This is a genomic window from Rhizobium sp. SEMIA 4085 (genome assembly GCF_013004495.1).
GTDB lineage: Bacteria > Pseudomonadota > Alphaproteobacteria > Rhizobiales > Rhizobiaceae > Rhizobium > Rhizobium gallicum.
Genome location: NZ_JABEPH010000575.1, coordinates 1 through 2,398, shown reverse-complemented (window position 1 = coordinate 2,398; position 2,398 = coordinate 1). Strand labels below are relative to the sequence as shown.

General features: G+C 59.8%; 3 protein-coding genes and 1 pseudogene. 1 reads left to right on the top strand and 3 read right to left on the bottom strand.

What is annotated here, in order from left to right; all coding sequences use genetic code 11:
- Nucleotides 1–196, top strand: a pseudogene (locus tag C9413_RS31150) (glycosyltransferase family 2 protein); the annotation flags it as partial.
- 125 nt (nucleotides 197–321) lie between these two features.
- Here the strand turns inward: C9413_RS31150 and pqqE are convergent.
- From pqqE to pqqC, 3 genes are all read right to left on the bottom strand, one after another.
- Entirely contained in the window at nucleotides 322–1,428 is a 1,107-nt protein-coding gene (gene pqqE, locus C9413_RS31145) for a pyrroloquinoline quinone biosynthesis protein PqqE (protein WP_170251413.1), read from the bottom strand.
- Nucleotides 1,425–1,724 carry a pyrroloquinoline quinone biosynthesis peptide chaperone PqqD gene (gene pqqD / locus C9413_RS31140; RefSeq protein WP_246703904.1) on the bottom strand — a complete coding sequence of 100 codons (300 nt, stop codon included), beginning with the start codon at nucleotides 1,722–1,724 and terminating at the stop codon, nucleotides 1,425–1,427. The genes pqqE and pqqD overlap by 4 nt, the downstream gene beginning before the upstream one ends.
- Nucleotides 1,721–2,398 (bottom strand): pyrroloquinoline-quinone synthase PqqC (gene pqqC / locus C9413_RS31135; protein WP_170251412.1); only part of this gene is annotated, 678 nt, incomplete at its 5' end. The genes pqqC and pqqD, both read right to left, overlap by 4 nt.

Sequence of the window (2,398 nt, the reverse complement as noted above, 5' to 3'; positions counted from 1 at the left end):
CGCTGCCGGTGCCGTGGCTAGCCTGGAAATGAATGTCTCGCTCAGACGCCGTGCCGTCCTGGCGGCCTGGTTTCTCTCCGTGGGCCTGCTTCCCCGGCACATGGCAAAGGCTCTCTTGTCGTGGAAGCTTGTCGCCTCTTCGAGACCTGCCTTCCTGTTGCGACTGTCGAAAACCATTCGCCATGCCATGGGCTAGCTGCGGAACGAGCAGCCAAACCCTCACAGAACTGGCAATGAGATCCGCAAGGCTAGATGCTACGACCGGTAGGATCGGCGGTCGTGGCGGCTGCCGGCACGCGAATCATGATTAACCCGGCCCGGCTACGAAGTCCGACCGATGCGACGATACCGGAAATTGTCGGCGCTGGACGAAGGAGCGGAATTGGCTTGGCTGATCAGCATTGCCATACGGCTATGAAGGGGTGACTTGACGCAAGCGGGGTCCGCCGCTGCGGCACCGCCCGCTATTGCCATTGCCTGGCATCTGCCCCCGCCCCAATCGATGTCACGCCGCGCGCAGCTCCTGCAAGGTTCAAGCATCCAGTCGTCGCCGCGAAACGCATTGAAAGCCGGAGAATCAAGCCAGATATCCGTCAGGCTCCATTGTCCGAACCGTTCGAAATGCAAGGACGAGATGGTTGCAGCCGCGTGGCAGGGAAGTGCCGTGCCATCCGGGGCGACCATGAACGCATCACGCGCCCAGCCGCCCATACAGGGCTTCGGATAGACCGCGAAATAATCGGGAGCGACGAAGTCGATCGCGAGAACTCCCTGCAGCCGCGACTGGGCTTCTTCGACAATCTCCACTTGGCGCTCCACCGCGGCGCGATCGGGCATCAGGGCATTGCGGTTAAGAAGAGCCCAGCCTCCGTACTGCACGTTGGCGATCTCCAATCTCTCTGCCCCAAGCGAAAGGGCAAGTTCGATGAAAGCCGGCACTTCCTCTATGTTATGGCGATGGATCGGAGCATTGATCGTCAGCGGCAGGCCGAGCTCCACGACCCGCTTTGCAGTCTCAAGTTTCTTCTCGTGCGCGCCACGGTGATTGCCGATTTTCTCGGTCGTCGGCGCGTTTGCACCCTGAATGCTTAACTGCACATGATCGAGACCCGCCTCCTGCAGCGCCTCGAGCCGCCCTTCCGCTATCCCGACCCCGGCCGTAATGAGATTGGTGTAGACGCCACGTCTCGTCAGACAGCCTACAAGCTGCTCGAGATCCGGCCTAACGGTCGGCTCTCCACCGGACAGATGAACCTGTAGGACCCCAAGGTCGGCTGCCTCTTCGAAGAGAGCCAGCCATGCGTCTGTCGAAAGCTCCCTGTCCGCCTTCAACAATTCGAGCGGATTGGAGCAGTAGACGCATTGCAGGGGACAGCGATGCGTAAGCTCGGCCAGCATGCTGATTGGCGGCAGAAGTCTTTCATTCATAGCGTCACCAGAAATCTGTCTGACCATTCCTGCAGGAATTCTTCGACATCGGGAGCAATGTCCTGGCGAGGCGCATCGTATTGCCCCGCAAGCTCATCGATGATTTGCGGCACCGTGTGCTGGCCATCACACAGTCTCAGGATATCAAGACTGACCTCATCCGGCCAGAAAACCTTTTCCGGCGACAAGACCGCCCAGGCGCTGCGCACCGGATCAAACTGCAGCCGGACGTGACGCTTCAGATGCGGCTTTGACTGCGCGGACAAAACGGTCCGCTGGCGACGGGTCTGCATCATCTTGCCTCCGGCACGAAGGCGCCCGGCGGAATGTTGCCACCGTCTCGATAGGCATAGTCGAGTGCATCGAGCATTGCCCACAAGATATCGCATTTGAAAATGAGGGCATTTATGACCTCCTGCTGCTTTCCCGGTTCCGTCGCGTGCGCAAGGACATAGGCGAGCGCAAAGTCAGAATCGCGTGGCGCCTGCTTCAGCCTCGGTGTGAAATAAGCCAGGATATCTTCGCTCACATAGCTGTATTTTGCCAGCATGGCCGGAACGCGCTCGCCGATGATCACAGGGGCGAACAATTCCGTCAGGGACGAGGCGACGGCTTCCAAAAGGCTGCGATTGGTACAGAAAGACAGATAAGCTCCTACGGCAAAGCGGGTCGCGGGCAGAGCACGGCGCTCGCTCTTCACCAGCTCCTCGTTAAGCCCCAGCCCGCTTGCCAGCTTGAGCCAACGAGCGATGCCGCCGTCCCAACCGGTTACCCCATCATGATCTTCGATCCTTCGGCGCCATTCCGCGCGTAATTCCGGGTCCTCCGCACGGCTGACGATCATTGCGTCCTTGCGCGGGATCATCGCCTGATAACAGTACCGGTTGAGCGCCCATGCCTGAAGCTCGGCCTTGGTCAATGCGCCTGCCATCATTCGGTGGTGGAAAGGGTGCTTGTTGTGGTATCGCTC

Bases quoted from the DNA above. Each gene is read 5' to 3' on its own strand.
- pqqE (WP_170251413.1), bottom strand. From the start codon at position 1,428: ATGAATGAAAGACTTCTGCCGCCAATCAGCATGCTGGCCGAGCTTACG.
- pqqD (WP_246703904.1), bottom strand. From the start codon at position 1,724: ATGATGCAGACCCGTCGCCAGCGGACCGTTTTGTCCGCGCAGTCAAAG.